16 protein-coding genes are annotated in these 17,406 nt (G+C 62.3%); 15 read left to right on the top strand and 1 reads right to left on the bottom strand.

Translation table 11 applies throughout. The features are described from left to right. Window positions 1–264: 264 nt before the first annotated feature. Window positions 265–987: an SDR family oxidoreductase gene (locus BUS12_RS13960; protein WP_074296223.1), complete on the bottom strand. Its 723-nt coding sequence runs from the start codon at window positions 985–987 to the stop codon at window positions 265–267. Window positions 988–1,959: 972 nt separating this feature from the next. Between BUS12_RS13960 and BUS12_RS13950 the strand changes: the two genes are divergently transcribed. From BUS12_RS13950 to BUS12_RS13880, 15 genes are all read left to right on the top strand, one after another. Next, window positions 1,960–2,724 (top strand): SDR family NAD(P)-dependent oxidoreductase, encoded by a 765-nt coding sequence (locus BUS12_RS13950; protein WP_074296222.1) that lies wholly within the window; start codon window positions 1,960–1,962, stop codon window positions 2,722–2,724. A gap of 70 nt (window positions 2,725–2,794) precedes the next feature. Continuing rightward, window positions 2,795–3,781: a tagatose kinase gene (locus BUS12_RS13945; protein WP_074296221.1), complete on the top strand. Its 987-nt coding sequence runs from the start codon at window positions 2,795–2,797 to the stop codon at window positions 3,779–3,781. After that, on the top strand, window positions 3,774–5,057 hold the full coding sequence (locus BUS12_RS13940; RefSeq protein WP_074296220.1) for a D-tagatose-bisphosphate aldolase, class II, non-catalytic subunit: 1,284 nt from the start codon (window positions 3,774–3,776) through the stop codon (window positions 5,055–5,057). The genes BUS12_RS13945 and BUS12_RS13940 overlap by 8 nt, the downstream gene beginning before the upstream one ends. 35 nt (window positions 5,058–5,092) lie before the next feature. After that, entirely contained in the window at window positions 5,093–5,869 is a 777-nt protein-coding gene (locus BUS12_RS13935) for an L-iditol 2-dehydrogenase (RefSeq protein ID WP_074296219.1), read from the top strand. 35 nt (window positions 5,870–5,904) lie between these two features. Continuing rightward, window positions 5,905–6,663, top strand: coding sequence for a GolD/DthD family dehydrogenase (locus BUS12_RS13930; RefSeq protein WP_074296218.1), 759 nt, complete (start codon window positions 5,905–5,907; stop codon window positions 6,661–6,663). 155 nt (window positions 6,664–6,818) lie between these two features. After that, window positions 6,819–8,090 (top strand): ABC transporter substrate-binding protein, encoded by a 1,272-nt coding sequence (locus tag BUS12_RS13925; protein ID WP_429306974.1) that lies wholly within the window; start codon window positions 6,819–6,821, stop codon window positions 8,088–8,090. A 191-nt stretch (window positions 8,091–8,281) separates the two neighbouring features. Beyond that, window positions 8,282–9,454, top strand: coding sequence for an ROK family protein (locus tag BUS12_RS13920; RefSeq protein ID WP_171991638.1), 1,173 nt, complete (start codon window positions 8,282–8,284; stop codon window positions 9,452–9,454). Between the two features lie 339 nt (window positions 9,455–9,793). After that, complete coding sequence (locus tag BUS12_RS13915; protein ID WP_074296216.1) at window positions 9,794–10,927, top strand: alpha-D-ribose 1-methylphosphonate 5-triphosphate diphosphatase; 1,134 nt, start codon at window positions 9,794–9,796, stop codon at window positions 10,925–10,927. 229 nt (window positions 10,928–11,156) lie between these two features. Then, complete coding sequence (locus BUS12_RS13910) at window positions 11,157–12,056, top strand: phosphate/phosphite/phosphonate ABC transporter substrate-binding protein (RefSeq protein ID WP_074296215.1); 900 nt, start codon at window positions 11,157–11,159, stop codon at window positions 12,054–12,056. Next, entirely contained in the window at window positions 12,053–12,913 is an 861-nt protein-coding gene (locus tag BUS12_RS13905; RefSeq protein WP_253190072.1) for a phosphonate ABC transporter ATP-binding protein, read from the top strand. Before BUS12_RS13910 ends, BUS12_RS13905 begins: the two co-directional genes overlap by 4 nt. Then, entirely contained in the window at window positions 12,910–13,710 is an 801-nt protein-coding gene (gene phnE / locus BUS12_RS13900) for a phosphonate ABC transporter, permease protein PhnE (RefSeq protein ID WP_143788320.1), read from the top strand. The genes BUS12_RS13905 and phnE overlap by 4 nt, the downstream gene beginning before the upstream one ends. Before the next feature lie 51 nt (window positions 13,711–13,761). Then, window positions 13,762–14,418: a DapH/DapD/GlmU-related protein gene (locus tag BUS12_RS13895; protein WP_074296214.1), complete on the top strand. Its 657-nt coding sequence runs from the start codon at window positions 13,762–13,764 to the stop codon at window positions 14,416–14,418. 212 nt (window positions 14,419–14,630) lie between these two features. Further along, entirely contained in the window at window positions 14,631–14,906 is a 276-nt protein-coding gene (locus BUS12_RS13890; RefSeq protein WP_074296213.1) for a metal/formaldehyde-sensitive transcriptional repressor, read from the top strand. 8 nt (window positions 14,907–14,914) lie between these two features. After that, entirely contained in the window at window positions 14,915–15,937 is a 1,023-nt protein-coding gene (gene dmeF, locus BUS12_RS13885; RefSeq protein WP_074296212.1) for a CDF family Co(II)/Ni(II) efflux transporter DmeF, read from the top strand. Between the two features lie 637 nt (window positions 15,938–16,574). Next, a complete protein-coding gene (locus tag BUS12_RS13880) occupies window positions 16,575–16,913 on the top strand; it encodes a hypothetical protein (protein ID WP_143788319.1) in 339 nt (112 codons plus the stop codon). Window positions 16,914–17,406: the final 493 nt, after the last annotated feature.

Below are 17,406 nucleotides of genomic sequence, written 5' to 3'. Positions count from 1 at the left end.
TTCCCTAGGGGCATATCGGGTGGACCTCACTCCGGTCTGCCGGAACGCGGCATCGACGTAGCACTCAGCATGGGGGGCCTGGCGACTCGAGCACGACGGCACGCAAGGTCACTCACGGTCGGCGTTGCGTCGTTGGCACGCGAACCTGGTTCGCACAAGCCGGCGAACCGCGGGTATCGACCTGTGGACCGTTTTTCCCAGTGGGCGCATGGTCAGCGTAAAAGCACGCCCTTTCGTCTCCTGGATTGAGGAGATGTTCTGCCCTCAAATTGAAGCCTTGCCTATCGAGGCGCCGCCATCGACAAACAACGTTTGGCCCGTGATGAACGCAGCGTCTTCGGACAGCAGGAAAGTGATGGCTGCGGCAATCTCGTCTGGCTTGCCGAAGCGTTTCATTGGGACGGAGGCGAGATAGCGCTGCTCCCCTGCGCTTCCCGGCGCGTTGTTGGCTCGAAACAGTTCGGTTTCCGTGGGGCCGGGAGCGACGGAATTGACTGTGATGCCGGTGGTCGCCAATTCAAGCGCCCAGGAGCGTGAAAAACTCACCAGGGCGGACTTGGCGGCGGCATAAGCCGTACGTTCCACGATGCCAAGGATAGTGAGGCTCGATACGTTGACGATTCGCCCCCAGCCTTGGGCGCTCATATTGGGCAGGAGTGCTTGCGCCGCCTGGATAGCTGGATGCAGATTGAGCGACATGACGGCGTCAAGCGCGTCTAGATCGATGGCGCCCAGCCTTTGCGGTTTGACCAGCCCAACGTTATTGACCAGGCCGTCGAACCTGTATTCCGCCGCAAGCCTGTCGAGTGTGGCCTGCGTTTTCGCGCGATCGGACAGGTCGACAGAAACGAGCCTTCCTGGAAATCCTGGGTCGTCCCCCTGACGTGCCAGCCCCACTACGCGGTGCCCGTCCGCATTCAGCCGCTGTGCGACGGCCCTGCCGATGCCTTTGCTGGCACCGGTTACGAGAAAAGTACGTGATTTCATATTGCCTTGATGGTGATGTATCAGATTGCCTGTCCAATCGTTCCCGACGGTTCGTGGCCGGGAACGAAGCAGGACCGGGTCAAGACGCCGAAGCGACTTTCTTGCGGAGAACCGGCAAGGTGCCTTGCGGTTCTTGTACAGATCGACCAGATAGTCGGGCAACTCAAAGCCGCAGAGAAGACCGCACGAGTGCATAACTGTCATTCCTGCCGGGCATAGAGGACGCCATCCTACGCACTGCAGACAACCGTTCGTTGCGCTCTGTTACGTTGCCTTCTTGATATCGTCGCCAGGCCGATTCGCCAGGATGGCGCTCGCGATAACGTGAAAGAGATGATCGGCCCGTGGCGCGAATGCGGGTTGGTCGACGAGCCAGCCGAGCGCCGACATCCATATCGGCGCGCGCCGTTCCCTCGGCCTGAGCACGGAGCAGTAGCCTGCGGAAGCGGGGCACTTCCCGCATATCGAGAAACTGGAACGGGTGTTGAGCCTGATGGGTGATGTCCCGGATGGTAGAAGGGCGCCGTAGAGGTAGCGAGTCGTTACATGCAGGCCATGTACGACCCTGCTCGCTGCTCAAGGGGGCACAGGCTTGCGTACGACGGTACGCAACCACGACGCGTCACTCGTGGGGCATCACCATCCGCCCCAAAAAAAAGCCGACCGCATTCCGGTCGGCTAAAGGATTCTGGCTATTCCGAGGGCCGTGCCAGAACCTGAGAGGATCCATTATGCCGCACAACGCCGCAGTCTGCCTCAAATCGGCACACTCGGCGCGTGATGCCGGCGCTGTATGACTCTCCGTAACTCCCTCCCCATCAGTGTTTCCCCGAAGTAGGGCGAATGCCGTTGACGTAGTTAAATCAATTGATTTAATCTGAAAAGAACAGCAGACAAAACCATGCGTACCCGCGCCCTGCGCCGAACGCCATCGTCAAGCAGTCGATCTATCAACCCTTCACGAGACACGTCATGATCCTTGAAAAATTCCGCCTCGACGGCAAGCTCGCGCTGATCACCGGCGGCACGCGCGGCATCGGGCTCGCCATCGCGCATGCCTTCGGCGAAGCCGGCGCGCGCCTCGTCATCAGCAGCCGCAGTCCGGTGCCCGAAGCCGAACGCAGTCTGCGCGAGGCCGGCTACGAGGTCGACTTCATCGCAGCCGACCTCGAGCAGGAAGCGGCGCCCCAGCAACTGGTCGACGAAGTGCTCAAGCGCCACGGACGCATCGACGTGCTGGTCAACAACGCCGGCGTGGCGATTCACGGCGATACCGGCGACTTCGACGAAACGCGCTGGCGTCGCATCATGAGCCTGAACGTCGACGCGGTGTTCCGCGGTTGCCGGGCCGTGCTCGCGCCGATGCGTGCGCAAGGCGGCGGCGTGATTCTCAACGTGGGCTCGATCTCCGGCTTCATCTCCAACATTCCGCAGAACCAGGTCGCCTACAACAGCTCGAAGGCAGCGGTTCACATGATGACCAAGAGCCTCGCCAGCGAACTCGCCACCGAAAACATCCGCGTGAACGCGGTGGCTCCCGGCTACATCGACACGGACATGTCGCGCGGTGGCATGGCCAATGACGAGTGGTTCCCGATCTGGCGCGACATGACTCCGATGGCGCGGGTCGGCCAGCCGGAAGAAGTCGCGACCGCCGCACTGTTCCTCTGCTCGCCGGCGGCCAGTTATGTGACGGGCGAAGTGCTGGTCGTCGACGGTGGTTATACGACGCGCTGAGCGACGCGCTGAGATCTATCGCCCTCGCGCTGCGAGACGGCAGGGGGCTCACTGCAAGTGAAAACGTCTTATGGTCAATTCCGAACTGTACAAGGCCGGCGACACCGGCTACATCCTGACGATGGGAGAGATACTCGTCGAGATTATGGCGGTCGAGCGCGGACAGTCGTTTCGCCGGCCCGGCACGCTTATCGGTCCGTACGCCAGCGGTGCGCCGGCGATCTTCATCGACCAGGTGGCCCATGCAGGTAGTCGCTGCGCGATGATCGGCTGTGTCGGCGACGATGATTTCGGCATCCTGAATGTGGAGAGACTGCGTGCGGACGGTGTCGACGTCTCGGGCATTGCCGTCATCAAAACCGCGACGACCGGCAGCGCGTTCGTCACCTACCGGCAGGATGGCGAGCGCGATTTCATCTTCAATATTGCCAACAGTGCGTCGGGCCTGCTGTCGGTCGACAACCTGCGTGACGATCTCCTGAAGGATTGCCGGCACTTCCACGTGATGGGGTCGTCGCTGTTCTCGTCGCGCATCATCGAAGCGATGAAGAAGGTGATCGAGACGGTGAAAGGGCAAGGCGGCACCGTCAGCTTCGATCCGAATGTCCGCAAGGAAATGCTACGGATTCCTGAGATGCGTGAGGCACTCGATTTCGTTCTCGACTACACGGACGTCTTTCTGCCCAGTGGCCACGAAGTGACCTTGCTTGCTACGGCGAGCTCGGAGGCGGAGGCAATCGACGAGCTGCTCAAGCGTGGTGTGCGCGAAGTGGTCGTCAAGCGGGGCAAGGAGGGTTGCAGTTTCTACGACGGCACGATGGAGCGGCATCTTCCTGCTTTCTGCGTCGAAGAGATTGACCCAACCGGTGCCGGCGACTGCTTCGGCGCGACGTACATTGCCTGCCGTTCGCAGGGCATGGAAGTCGAACGGGCGTTGCGCTACGCCAGCGCTAGTGGAGCCTTGGCGGTGACCGCCAAGGGGCCGATGGAGGGAACCGCGACGCTCGCAGAGTTGGACGAGTTCATTGGACATGCGTCGGAGCACCATCATGCATAACGTCGTTGCACGCCTTTCCGGCGATCGCGCCGCGGCGCAAACCTTGAAGGGCATCTACTCGATCTGCTCGGCGCATCCATGGGTGCTGGGCGCCGCCATGAAGCAGGCACTGGACGACGGCACGCCGCTTTTGATCGAGTCGACCTCGAACCAGGTGGATCAGTTCGGCGGCTACACAGGAATGAAGCCCGCAGATTTCGTACGCTTCGTCTATCGAATCGCGGATGGGATCGGCTTGTCACGCGACCGTCTGATTCTCGGCGGAGATCATCTTGGACCGAATGCGTGGCGAGGTTTTGCCGCCGAAGAAGCGATGCAGCGCGCGGAGGCGCTGATCGACGCGTATGTCTCGGCGGGTTTCTCGAAGATCCATCTGGATACCAGCATGAGCTGCGGCGGCGATCCCGCACGCCTGTCGGATGGCGTCGTTGCGGAGCGCGCCTCGCGTCTATGCGCTGTTGCGGAGCGAGCGGCCGCGCGCGAGGGCACAGCCACGAAGCCAGTGTATGTCATCGGCACCGAAGTCCCTGTTCCGGGCGGCGCGAGCGAAGAGCTGGAAGCGGTGGAGGTGACACGCTGGGAAGGGGCGCTCGACACCGTCGCCGTTCATCGCGACGCGTGGCGTGAACAGGGGCTTGATGAAGCGTGGGAGCGCGTGATTGCGCTGGTCGTTCAACCGGGTGTCGAGTTCGATCACACCAAGGTGATCGATTACAAGCCCGAGCTTGCGACGGAGCTTTCCAACGTACTCACGCAACTGCCGGGCATGGTCTTCGAGGCGCACTCGACGGACTATCAGAAGCCCGAAGCGCTCCGGCAACTCGTTCGTGATGGGTTCGGAATCCTGAAGGTCGGCCCAGGCGTGACTTTTGCGCTACGCGAGGCGTTGTATGCACTGGCGGACATCGAGGCCGAGATTATCAACGGAAGCGAATGTTCGAAGCTGCGCGAAGTGGTGGAAGCGGTCATGCTCACCAAACCCGGGAACTGGGAGAAGTACTACCACGGCGACGACCACGAGCGCCGTCTTCTCCGCACCTACAGCTATAGCGACCGGGTGCGTTACTACTGGGCCGACCCCGAGATCGAAGCCGCGGCCAAAAAACTGATCGACAACCTTACGGCAAGCGCGATTCCGGAGAATCTGCTGAGCCGCTATCTTCCCGCCCAATACTGGGCATTGCGCCGCGGCGCTATCGACGGCTCTCCCATGAGCATCATTCAAAGCAAGGTGAGAGACGTCATCGGGATGTATGCGTTGGCATGCCGCGCGTGAGTGTGAACGGTACGAATTTTTGACAGGAGACGTAAATGCAACTCAAGGACAAGATTGCGATCGTGACAGGTGCGGCGGCCGGCATTGGCGAAGCCGTGGTGCGTCGCTATCTGGATGAAGGCGCCAAGGTGGTGGTCGTCGATGTAAAGCCGCAGACCGAGCTCGAAACAACTTATGGCGACGTGCCTGCCGAGCGGATCGTACTGATGCGCGCCGACGTCACGACGCGCGAGGGTATCGAGGAGATTGTCCGCACCACCCTTGCGCGCTTCGGGCGTATCGACATCCTCTTCAACAACGCCGCCATCTTTGACATGCGTCCGCTGCTGGAGGAGTCGTGGGAGATCTACGACCGTGTCTTTGCGGTGAATGTGAAGGGCATGTTCTTTCTGATGCAACGCGTGGCCCGCCAGATGGTGGAGCAGGGCGGCGGCGGAAAGATCATCAATATGGCCTCGCAGGCGGGACGCCGTGGTGAGGCATTGGTCGCGCACTACTGCGCGAGCAAGGCTGCCGTGATCAGTTACACCCAGTCGGCCGCGTTGGCGCTCGCGCCTCATCACATCAACGTGAACGGCATTGCGCCGGGCGTGATCGACACGCCCATGTGGAAGGACGTCGACGCGCTCTTCGCGCGCTACGAAAACCGTCCGGTCGGCGAGAAGAAGCGTCTTGTCGGAGAGGCCGTGCCTTTGGGGCGGATGGGTCGTCCGTCCGAGTTGACGGGTGCCGCCGTGTTCCTCGCGTCGGCGGACGCGGATTACATCACCGCCCAGACGCTCAATGTCGACGGCGGCAACTGGATGAGCTGACCGCAGCCTTCGGATCACACGAGCAAGGAACCATCATGGTTTTCAAGTCGAACACTACTTATGACTTTACGGATGCGGTCGTCGTCATCACCGGCGCGGCGGCCGGAATTGGGCGCAAGACCGCAGAGCTCTTCGCAGAGGCGGGCGCCACGTTGGCGCTGATCGACCGCGCCCAGTCGGTGACGGAAGTGGCATCGAGCCTCGGCGCCAAACACGCCGGCTGGATTGTCGATGTGAGCGATGCTGCATCCGTCACTGCGGCGGCGAACGACATTTTGACGCGCTTCGGCCACGTGGACGTGCTGGTCAATAACGCGGGTATCGGGCCACTCGCGCCCGCAGAGAATTTCCCCCTGGAGACCTGGGATAAAACGATCGCCGTTAATCTGACCGGACCGTTTCTAATTGCGCGTGCCTTCGCGTCAAGCATGCTCGCGCGCAAAAGCGGCCGGATCATCAACCTGGCGTCGCAAGCCGCCGTGATCGGCATCGAAGGCCATCTTGCCTACTGCGCCAGCAAGGCCGGCATTCTCGGCATGACCAATTGCATGGCGCTCGAATGGGCACCTCATGGCGTCACCGTGAATGCCATTTCACCGACTGTGGTCGAGACCGAGTTAGGACTAAGCGGATGGGCAGGGGAGACGGGAGTGCGCGCCCGAGCCGCCATTCCAACCCGCCGTTTTGCCAAGCCTGCTGAAATCGCTTCCGCCATTCTGTATCTGGCTAGCACGGACGCCGCCATGATAAACGGAGCCAACGTGTTGATTGACGGCGGTTACACCATCACTTGAGCCTGGCACGACTCATCGTGATTGAAGTTCTCTGTTCGATCTAGGTGCTAGATAATTTTCCAGGAGACGAAATGAAAGCAAAGCTCTATCGCAGAGAGGGAATCCTGCGCACGTTATATCGTGGTGTCGCAATGACTGCCGCCATGTGCAGTGTCATGGCGGTAAGCAACGTTGCGCAGGCAACCACCGTCACAGTCGGCGTTCCCAACAATAACGACCAGATTGAACTGAAGAAGCTGTCAACGGCGTTCGAGAAGGCTAACCCGGACATTCAGCTGAAATGGGTCGTGCTCGAAGAAAACGTCTTGCGGCAGCGCCTGACGACGGACATCACGACCAACGGTGGTCAGTTCGATGTGCTGGCCATCGGAACCTACGAGGCGCCGCTGTGGGGCAAACGCGGCTGGCTCGTGCCGATTAGCGGTTTGCCGGCAGACTATGATCTCAACGATATGTTCAAGACCGTGCGGGAGGGTTTGTCCTATGACGGCAAACTCTATGCGCTGCCGTTTAACGCAGAAAGCTCGATGACGTTCTATCGCAAGGATCTGTTCGCGGCAAAAGGCCTGACCATGCCCGATCAGCCCACTTACGAACAGATCAAGGACTTCGCGGACAAGCTGACCGACAAGAGCAACGGCATCTACGGCATCTGCCTGCGTGGTAAGGCAGGCTGGGGCGAGAACATGGCCTACGTCGGTACGCTCGTCAACACGTTCGGTGGCCGCTGGTTCGACGAGAAGTGGCATGCGCAGATCAATTCGCCCGAATGGAAGAGCGCCATTAGTTTCTATACGAACCTGTTGCAGAAGGACGGTGCGCCTGGCGCCAGTTCGAATGGCTTCAACGAAAATCTCTCCCTGATGTCGAGCGGCAAGTGCGCGATCTGGGTCGATGCCACTTCGGCTGCCGGCATTCTCTACAACAAGAACGAGTCCACGGTGGCGGACAAAGTGGGATTTGCCGCCGCTCCGATTCAGGCGACACCCAAGGGCTCGCACTGGTTGTGGTCCTGGGCGCTCGCGATCCCGAAGACGTCGCGCTCGCAAGATGCGGCAAAGCGATTTGTCGAGTGGGCGACTTCGAAGGAATACATCAAGTTGGTGGGCGCCGATATTGGTTGGGCCTCGCTGCCGCCCGGTACGCGTCTCTCGACTTACCAGTTGCCTGAATACAAACAGGCGGCGCCGTTTTCGGAGTTCGTGCGTAACGCAATCGAGACCGCGGATCCGGCCCATCCGAGCGCGCAGCCGGTCCCGTACACCGGCGTGCAATACGTTAGCATTCCAGAGTTTCAGTCGTTCGGTACGGTGGTCGGGCAGAGCATTTCCGGCGCGGTGGCGGGGCAGTTGACGGTCGACCAGGCCTTGGCCGCGGGTCAGGCCGCCGCGGATCGCGCGGTGAAACAGGCGGGCTATCAGAAGTAAAGCAGAAGTCATGCGGAAGTCAGCCACTGGTCGACAGTGGCATGCGCGGGCTGACGCCTGTCAGCCCGCGCCCGCTACGTGACCACCGGCGAAGTGCCGATGCTTGACGGTAGGTATACTACCTGCCGAAACGTACCGCCCTCGTACTGCGCAAGCTCGCGAAGGGCTCAACTGCAACGGAGCATATTCGCGTGTCGATCAAGCATTCCCGACATCAGCATGGATTCAACGGGCCTCGTGTGCGCGACCTCAATCGGGCGCTCGTGCTCGAAGCCATCCGCCAGGACCCGGGCATCGGGCGTGCCGAGATCGCGGCATCTACGCGCCTGACCGCCGCGACGATCACCAATATCGTCACCGCGTTGATCGGGGAGGGCGCCGTCGAAGAAGCGGCTGAACGCGAAGCACGGACCACCGGTCAGCCGGTGCGCAGCCTGCGCATCATCCCCGGCTATGCGGCTACGATCGGCCTGCACTTCGACCACGAGTTCGCGACCGGCGTGCTGGTGGATGTGGCCGGCAATGTGATTCATGAAGCACGCCAACAATTGTCGATCGAGGATCCCGCCAGCGCGGTGCGAGTGCTTGCCAAGCTGTACGACGGCTTGCGCGACCATCCGCGCCGCGTCGGCAAACTGCTAGGCGTGGGCGTGTCGGTGATGGGCGCCATCGACCCCGTGCGCGGCCTCGTTTGCCAGTCAGCCGAATACCCTGCGTGGCGCGAGTTCGGCTTTCGCGACGCGTTGTCCCAGTTGGTCGACCATGAAATCCATATCGAGAACAACGGCACGGCCGCGGGCCTCGGCGAATACTGGTTCGGCGATGGCCGGCGCCTCGGCAGCTATCTCCATGTTTTTATCGGCAACGGCCTGGGTGGCGCATTGCTGATGAATCGCCGCGCGGTGCGCGGCCTCACCGGCAACGGCTGCGAGATCGGCCACGTCAATGCCCATCGAGAGGGCAAGCCTTGCTTCTGCGGCGCACGCGGCTGCCTCGAAACCGTGGTGTCCTTGCGCGGACTGGCACATGCGCTTGGGCATGACCATGTCGCGGAACTCGATCTTGCCGCGCTGCACGCCAGGCAAAGCGAGGCGTTCGATGCATGGGTCGAACAGGCCGGCACCGACCTGGGCCGGGTGCTTGCCGGCGTATCCAATGTGGTCGACGTGTCCGACATCATCGTCAACGGCCTGCTGCCGCCCGAGTTGCTGCAGCGCCTGCTCGCGCGCACGCGCGAGGTGGCGGCCGAGTACGAGATGAACGGCCGACCGGGGCGCCTTACCTTCCACCAGGGGCGCGCCAACCGGGAGATTTCGGCTGCGCTCGGCGCCGCCACGGTGCCGCTCTACGGCAACCTGTTCTGAACTGAACCCGGCGGGCCGGCGACGCGGCCCGCTCACGATGCGCGGCGCGACTTTCTCGGCCCATGTCATTGTGTTGTCATTCCCAACGGATCAAATGATCATGCTGCCTGCGCATTTTCGTGCGCGAGCCGTGACGGAAATGTGACGTGGATTGCTCGCGTTACCGGCGTTATCAGTTCATCCCTATACATCTAGACGTTTAGATGATATTAGGGGCGCGATAACCGTGCTCTGGAAGATCGGGATGCCTCTGAGCGCCGCGCCGCCGCTAATTGCAACCGCCATTACTGTGCCCTGCGGCAACGCTCCGCGGGGCGGATTCGCATACGGAGTCAGTCGATGTTGATCAGTAACGCTCGCGTGGTGACGCGAGACGAAGAGTTTATCGGGACCGTGCGCGTCGAAGACGGGATCATCCGCGACGTCGAACGCGGCAGCACGGCCGCGCGCGATGCCGTCGACTGGGACGGCGACTATCTGCTGCCGGGCCTGATCGAACTGCACACGGACAATCTCGAGAAGCATCTCGCGCCGCGCCCCGGCGTGCGGTGGAATATCGACGCGGCGTTTGTGATTCACGATGCGCAGGTCGCGGCCGCCGGTATTACCACCGTGTTCGATTCGCTCAGAATTGGTGCGCGCTCCGACGTGGACATGCACCACCGCGAACTGCAGACGCAGTGCACGCAGGCACTCGCGCGCTTGTCGCAGAGCGAGTTGCTCCGTGCCGAACATTTCCTGCACCTGCGCTGCGAAATCGCCGCACCGGACGTGGTCGAGGTGTTCGATTCGCTTTACGCGCATCCGCTGCTGCGGCTTGTTTCCGTCATGGATCACACGCCGGGACAGCGGCAATGGCACGATGCCAATCAATGGCGCCGCTGGCAGGAACGCCATGGCAAGCTGACCGACGAACGCTTCGCCGCCGTGGTGGCCGAGCTTGCGGACGGCCAGGAGCGCTACGCCGATCAGCACCGCCGAAACATCGTGGCGCGTTGCGTCGAACTCGGCATTCCGGTGGCGAGCCATGACGATACGGTGGTCGAGCACGTCGAACAGGCGGCCGCCGAAGGCGTCGCGCTGGCCGAATTCCCAACCACCCGTGTCGCCGCGCAAGCCGCGCGCGAGCACGGCATCGCGACGATCATGGGCGCGCCCAACATCGTGCGGGGCGGCTCGCACTCGGGCAACGTCTCCGCACTCGAACTCGCGCAGGCCGGCTTGCTCGACATCCTTTCGTCTGACTACGTGCCTTCGAGTCTGCTGACGGCGGCGTTTGAGCTCGTCGACAAGGCCGGCTGGACGCTCCCGCGCGCCATGACAACCGTATCCGCGGAACCGGCTCGCGCAGCGGGACTGCACGACCGCGGTGCGATCGAGCCCGGCTTGCGGGCCGACTTTGTGCGCGTGCGGATGCACGATGTGCTGCCCGTACCGCGCGAAACCTGGCGCGCCGGCGAGCGCGTCGTTTGAAGCGCGTCATGCGGCGAATCATGCACACGGGCAGGGCAGTCAGGTAGCGCAACGGCATTCCATTCATCTAGACGTCTCCATGTAGACATGGATGTGTCACATGCGATTTCTAGAATGCGCCAGGTTGGACAGCAGGGCCGCGCCGACCGCCGTCACGGGCCGGTTCGCGCGGAAGCGGGAAAACGTCGTTGAATCGCACGCTACGCTTTAAACATGACTTGAGGACAATATGAAGGTATCCAAAGTTTTCGCAGTCCTGGCGTTTGCGGCGGGTCTCGCCTCCGGCGCGGCACATGCAGACAGCACCTGCCCGAACAACGGCGTGGTTCGCTTCGGCGTCGAACCGTACGAATCGGCGCAACGCATGCTGCCGGTTTACACGGACCTCGCCAAGATGATCGGCGACAAGCTCGGCTGCACGGTACAGCTTTATGTGGCAACCAGCTATAACGCCGAGATCGAGGCGATGCGCAACAACAAGCTCGAATTCGGCCAATTCGGCCCGCTCGGCTACGTGCTCGCCCATCAGGTCGCGCATGCCGAGGCCGTGGCGACGTTCGCCGGCGAGCAGGGCAAGCCGGCTACCTATTACGCGTCCATCGTCACGTGGCCCGGCTCGGGCATCAAGACGCTCGCCGACACCAACGGTCGCTCCTTCGCGTACGCCGATCCGGCTTCCACTTCGGGCCATCTGTTTCCGGCTTATGGTCTGAGCAAAAACGGTGTGGACCCCGACAAGGGCATCAAGGCCATCTATGCGGGCAGCCACACGGCATCGTTCGAGGCGTTGCGCAACCACAAGGTCGACGCGGGCGAACTGAACAGCGAAGAAATCGCCAGCGCCAAGCTGCACAACGAGTACGATCCCGCCGCTTACGTGACGCTGTGGCAGTCGCAGCCCATTCCGCTCGATCCGCTGGCCGTGCGCGCCGATTTGCCCGCTGATTTCAAGGCCCGTTTGGCTAGCGTGCTGAGTTCGCTCGATCTGCATCAATTGCCGGAGGCCGATCAGAAGTTCCTGGCGTCGAACGAAAACCCGGAACTGAAGACGGTGCCGCAATCGGATGCCGCCTACAACCAGATTCGCGATCTGGTGTCCACGCTCCATATCGATCTGGCAAAACTGTGAATACCTCGATCAGCGCATCCGGCGATCTGCCGCTGGACCCCGCGGCCGCATTCGGCGTCGCAGGGTCCAGCTCACGCGCGATGGCGCCGCGCACCACGCTGGCTCCCGGCGAGAAACTGGCCGTCCACGACCTGACGATGCGTTACGCGAACGGTCATACCGCGCTGCGCGATTTCAATGTCTCGGTCAGCGGCGGCGAGATGGTGGTGGTGCTGGGTAGCAACGGCAGCGGCAAGTCGACCTTCATGAAGTGCGTGGTCGGACTGAACCGGCCGACGTCCGGCTCGGTCGAGGTCGCCGGACGCGATCTGGCCGCGCTCTCGGGCAAGGCTCTGCGCCGGGCGCGTCTGCCGCTTGCGCTGATTTCGCAGAACGCCAATCTCGTCAAGCGCCGCAGCGTGCTGGCTAATGTGTGCTGCGGCACGCTGGGGCGTCATCGGACCTTGGGGACCGCGCTGGGACGCGTGCCGCGCGAGGAAATCGAACCGGCCCGCGCGTATCTGGACGAAGTCGGCCTGCTGCATCTGGCCGGCCAGCGCGCCGGCACGCTCTCGGGCGGACAGGCGCAGCGGGTGGCGGTCGCACGCGCGCTCGCGCAACGTCCGCATGTATTGCTCGCCGACGAGCCGGTAGCGAGCCTCGACCCCGAAGCCGCCGACGAAGTCATGCGGCTGTTGCGCCGCCTCGCCACCGAAGACGGCCTTGCCGTGGTCTGCGTCCTGCACCAGCCCGAACTGGCGGCGCGTTATGCCGACAGGCTGGTTGGCTTGCGGCGTGGCCGGATGGAATTCGACCGGCCGGCATCGCAGGTCTCCAGCCAGCAGATCGCGCAGCTCTACGTCGACGAGGCCTCATGAACAAGGCTCTGGCAATGCGCGCGCCGACCGGCTCGCCGGGCGCACGCCCATTCTGGACGGTGTGCGTGATCGTCGTCGCGCTTGCGCTGTTCGTGCAGGCGTGGATCGTTGTGCAGGCGCGTCCGCAGGACCTGGTGACCGGCGCCCACGGGATGGCCGACATCATTTCGCGCGCCATGCCACCGGCATTCGATCAGTTCGTGCCGAATCTCTGGCCCGTGCTCGAGACGATCGACCTGGCGATTTTCGGCACCGTGTTCGGGGTCATTCTGGCTTTCCCGCTAGCCATTCTGGCCGCCGCGAATGTCACGCCGGCGAAGCCCTTGTATGTCGTTTCGCGCGCGCTGATCGGCGTCACGCGCGCGGTGCCCGATCTGGTGTGGGCGCTGCTGTTCGTGACCGCCGTCGGGCTCGGACCGTTTCCGGGTGCGCTCGCGCTGGCCGTGCACTCGGTCGGCATGCTGGGGCGGTTGTTTGCGGAAGTGATCGAAGACATGGACATGGGGCCGGTCGAAGCGCTGACACTCACCGGCGCCGGCCGCTTGCAGGTGTTGAGCCATGCCGTGGTGCCGGGCGTGTTGCCGTCGCTGCTCGGCATTGGGCTGTTCCGCTTCGATGAAAACCTGCGCTCTTCGCTGGTACTGGGGTTTGTCGGCGCGGGCGGCATTGGCTTTCAGTTGCTGACTGCAATGAACCTGTTCCAGTACCAGACGGTGTCGTTTCTGCTGATCGCCACGTTCCTGCTGGTGGCGTGCGCCGAGCGCGTTTCTGCCTGGCTGCGCAGCCTCGTTTTGTGAGTGCGCGGCGAAGGCCATCTTCAATACCTCATTATTTAAATTCGTACTGCTATGTTGATCAATCATGGCGTCGCGGTGGATCCGTGGACGCAAGGTCGCGTCATGTCGGAAGATCCGGAGATCCATCCGACGGCGGTGGTTCGGGCCAGCGACTTTGGCCGCTATACGTATCTGGGTCCACGCAGTTACGTTGCCGGAACGGTCATGGGCGATTATGGCTATGCAATGGGCGACAATCAGATCGCTCATGCGGTGATCGGCAAGTTCGTCAACATTGCCACCGGGGCGCGGGTGAATCCGCCCAATCATCCTACGTGGCGCGCGACGCATCATCACTTCACCTATCGCTCGCGTTCTTATGGCCTGTCTCTCGACGACGACGCGGGCATATTCAAATGGCGCGCCGAGGATCAGGTCGAGATCGGCCATGACGTGTGGCTTGGGCATAACGCCATCGTCATGCCGGGCGTCAAGATTGGTACGGGCGCGGCGGTTGGGTCGGGAGCCGTTGTGACCAAGGACGTGCCGCCGTTTGCGATCGTCGTGGGCGTGCCGGCGCGGGTGCTGCGCTTCCGGGTTGAGCCGCATGTTGCGGAGCGTCTGCAGCAGATTGCGTGGTGGGATTGGAGTCCTCAGCAGATCGACGCGGCGTTGGCCGATTTTCGCGCGCTTGGTGCGGAGGAGTTTGCGGAGAAGTATGGGAGTTAGGTTGGCGATAAGTAGTCGGCAAGCGTGCTCACGGTGTGATTCACATGCCGATTGTCGAGCACGTATTGCTGCAGCGAGAGCGTTTGCGGCGACGGCGACGCCTGCACTTCGAGCAGCGGACTGAATTACGACTGACCGCCTGCGCGGCCCTGATCATATACCCCTCCCCCCTATCTGATATATACTCCCCCCGGGTATATCGGAGGTGATCAGTGAGCCATACCATTCGCGAGAAACAGAAGCTGCTTAACCGCGTCCGCCGCATCAAGGGGCAGGTGGAGGCCATCGAACGTGCGCTTGAGGAAGAGCGGGAGTGCGTCGATGTGCTGCAGCAGATAGCCGGCTGCCGCGGGGCGATGAACGGCCTGCTGGCCGTCGTGCTCGAAGACCATATCCGCTCTCATCTCGTCGACGCCGAATCCCACAAGGAGCCGGGCGTCAGTGCGACGGACCAGCTCATCGAAGTCGTGCACAGCTATTTCAAGTAGAGCAAACCATGAGTGATTTCGAAGACGCTGCGTTTGGGGCGGGCCACGACCATATCTTTCTGGGCGCGGCCCATGAGCAGAACGAGCGCAGAACATGGGCGGTCATCGCGCTGTGCAGCGCGATGATGCTGGTTGAAATCGTCGGCGGCAGTATGTTCGGGTCGCTGGCGCTGGTCGCCGACGGTCTGCACATGTCGACGCATGCGGGCGCGATGCTGATTGCCGCCCTCGCCTATACCTATGCGCGCAAGCATGCCGCCGATTCCCGCTTCGTGTTCGGCACCGGCAAGCTGGGCGACCTGGCCGGCTTCACCAGTGCCATCGTGCTGGCCATGATCGCCGTGCTGATAGGGTATGAGGCAGTGGCGCGCTTTCTGTCGCCTGTGCCGATTCATTTCGGCGAGGCGATTCCCATCGCGGTTGTCGGACTGCTCGTCAATCTGGCGAGTGTGTGGCTGCTGAGCGGCCACCATCATGGGCATAGCCACGGGCATAGCCATGCTCATGGCCACGATCATGCTCATGGTGATGACGGGCATGAGCATGAGGTCGAATCCGATGAGCACGACCACGCCCATGACGCCCACGACGCCGCGACCCGGGACCACAATATCCGCTCGGCCTACATCCACGTCATGGCCGATGCAGCAGTCTCCGTGTTGGCAATCCTGGGGCTCGTCCTGGCGCGTGCGTTCGGTTGGCTCTGGATGGACCCGCTCGCGGGCGTCATTGGCGCTCTGGTGATTGCAAACTGGTCGTATGGGCTGATGCGCGACACCGGTGCAATCCTGCTCGACATCAATCCGGACCGGCGCATGGCGGAGAACGTCCGCCATGCTATCGAAGACGGTGGCGACAAGGTGATCGACCTGCATGTGTGGCGGGTGGGCCCAGGTCACATGAGCGCGGTTGTGTCTGTGGCGACCAGCGAGTCACAGCGGGATTCCCGTTTCTATCATGCGGTGCTCGAGCGCTTCAAGGGACTGTCGCATGTTACGGTCGAGGTCCAGCTCGCGAATGCGATGGCGTGAACTGCAACGTCGCAACTACGCCGCGCTGGTGGCCCTGACTGTGCGATTCGTCGAACCCGGCTGGCTGGTCGAGGTGACGGTGACGGCGGCAAAGGTGTCTTAGGCCAATGGATGGCGGGAGCAGAGAGAGCGAGCGGATCGAGTCATCGTGACCCGGCCGAGCTCTGACCCACACCACGCCCAGCCCTACAACGGCACTGTCATTTCTGACAGTTACCCGCCGGATAGTCGACGCGCATAATCGGATTTCGTGGATCGGTCGGTGCGCTCCGGGATGGTGAAAGCCTGTCCTGCGTAGCAAAGGGCTCCGCTGTACCGCCCCGCGAGCATGGCGCTGCGCCCCGCGGCGCCAAGAAGAGTTTTGAGCCTTACCGAGGGCTGCTGGAACCTGAGAGCACGATAAGAAACGCGAGCAGGCCCGCGCGACGAGCGTCGCGACGGGCAAGCCGCAAGAAGGAATGCGCGGATCGCGCCGCTGTTGGTGTTTTGTAAAGATGCGCGTGTCTCGATACGCGAAAAAGTGGCAGGGTTTCTCCTTTTTCCGGATTGACTGGTATTCAGCAGAGCCGGTCATGTTGTTGGTCTAGCGGCAACGCGGTTCTCGCGTTGCCGGATCACCAGTTGGATTCGAGGCTCCATGACACTGACAAAAATCTCGCTGCTAAGCCGCATGCAATGCGGGCATAAATACACCGCCACTCAACTGTCCCATTTGTTTTCTGTCTCGCGGGTGACGGTTCTCGGCATGCTGCGTGCGCTGGTCGACGAAGGCCAGTTGCAAGTCACACGCACCAACTCACGGGTCATCCACTTCACACGCGAACTGCCCGAGTCGCAGCAATCGGGCGGTGTGGATAGCCGCGCCGTGGCGACATTTCCCGTCACGCGCAACGTCGAAGGTTGCCTGTCCAACTATGACCAGGAGCTGGCCGCCCGCTCGCGCCTTGCATTGCTCGCGCGCGACCGCTGCAGATAATGCCCGCGCGCCGGAATGACCCGCTTGCGGCGAGTCATTCCATGTCGTCTGACGCAATTCGCAGAACACCCCCATTTCAGATTGGCTGATATCGTTTTAGCGTGCCGGGCGATGGCTTTGTTGCGACATAAAAATTCCGAACGGGCAGCACACGAGCACATGGAGACCTTGCAATGACGCTCGACGCAACGCTAGAAGGGGCGTAACGCGGCTTGCCGATGCGCTCCGTGTTTGGGCCGGTATTGACGGTTTATCCCAAGAGCCGCGACCCGGCGTCCCGCCAGGCCGTGCCAGGGCTGATCCGGGATCTCAGCGCTGACATTGATGCGCATGGCGCCGGATCAGGGTTAGTCGCCGCCTTCGCGCCGGCGCTCCGGGGCGAGTGGAACGGGCGGCACATCCCGATCCATACTGAGGTGCTCGACCAAGACGTCAAGTTTCGCAACACCGCTTCCGGGCGGAGCTGTCAGTTGGCCCAGGCGGCTCAGGCGCG

Origin of the sequence: Paraburkholderia phenazinium (assembly GCF_900142845.1) — a bacterium.
GTDB lineage: Bacteria > Pseudomonadota > Gammaproteobacteria > Burkholderiales > Burkholderiaceae > Paraburkholderia > Paraburkholderia phenazinium_A.
This window is presented reverse-complemented; position numbering and strand designations above follow the sequence as displayed.